Here is a 1,280-nt window from a genome sequence, read left to right on the forward strand (position 1 = left end):
TGAACTTGACGGATAACGCTTGATCCTAAGCGAGATGAGTTCAAAGGCAAAAGCTGCGGCATGAGCCGCGGCAACCGGCTGATAGATGGCGTCCTTTTCATGCTCCTTACCTTCCCTGGCATCGGAGATCCCCCGAATGACGATTGCCGGTGTGCTTTCCTGCCGCGCAGCGGACAGTGCCCCGTAGCCCTCCATTTCAATTGCCTGCGCATCACCGCAGTGCTTCGAGATCTGCGTTTCGAGCTGGGAGGTTGCGTCTGCCGATACTGCCTCTACCGAAACAATTGGAGCGATCACTGCCCCAGGGGGGTAGGGCTTAGGATAATCGTCGATGCTTGGCAGCGAGCCCCTGAGGGCCGGTCGGATACGATCAACCCATTCGCCATCGCGCTCCACCTTCGTAGCCAGTTGAACGAGGACCTGATCTGCGGGGAAGACCGCTGCCCGCGCATTAAACTCACTACCCTCGTACTTGCCCGAATAGGGAGAATAGATCTTACTCGAGGCGACCACCGATCCGATTGGGACGTCCTTCTTGCGGGATCCCGCCACACCGACAAATATGATCATGTCGAATGGCCCGCATTCCTGCGCTGGATAGATCACCGATGCCTGGGCCTCGAGGTTGCCGGCGCGGCTTTCTGCAACAACGACTAAACAATCCTCGCCATCTGATGAGAAACTGCCAAGCTCGACGATTTGATGATTCCGAAGGGTCTTGTCGCCCAGCGCTTCGAGGTGCGCGCGCACTGCGCGCATCTCGAGTGCAATCGCTGTAACAATGAGTACGCGGCGCAGGCCACGTTGATCAGCGTCAGCGAAAATTTCGTTGGCGGTTCGACTCGTCACGTGCCCTCAGTATCCCTCGATAAGTAGTGAAACCTATTCCGGCGCCAGGGGCCAGCGCAACCTGTTTCGATTGATATCCCACCTTGAAAGAGGGCCGAGCATAAGAAATGCCACAAGGCTCTGGCCTTGATTTGGGTTGCCGCCAAGCGAAGCCAGTGGTTGCGGTTAGATTGTGGCTTTTTCGCCTGAGCACGGTAGAAGACAGTCCGCAATCGGGGCCAAATCGGTCGGTGAAGTGGACAACTGATTTGGCGCGCACGGCGGGTTTCGTTAGTGCGAAGCGGATTTGCGCTCGGCCAACGTGCGTTACAACCGGCCGAATTTACAAGTCTCCTAAGATTCAGGCCCCCGCAACCAAAATATCTGACATCCCAATAAAGCCCCATCACGGGGCTTTTTGCGTTTTGGGGCTCCAGTTGCGTCAGCGCGGC

General features: G+C 56.9%; 1 protein-coding gene. It reads right to left on the minus strand.

The window, feature by feature from the left end; translation table 11 throughout:
• Positions 1-849 (minus strand): 5'-methylthioadenosine/S-adenosylhomocysteine nucleosidase (locus ASF69_RS10550; RefSeq protein WP_162238073.1); only part of this gene is annotated, 849 nt, incomplete at its 3' end.
• Positions 850-1,280 lie beyond the last annotated feature (431 nt).

It is taken from the genome of Rhizobium sp. Leaf311, assembly GCF_001423445.1.
Lineage (GTDB): Bacteria > Pseudomonadota > Alphaproteobacteria > Rhizobiales > Rhizobiaceae > Agrobacterium.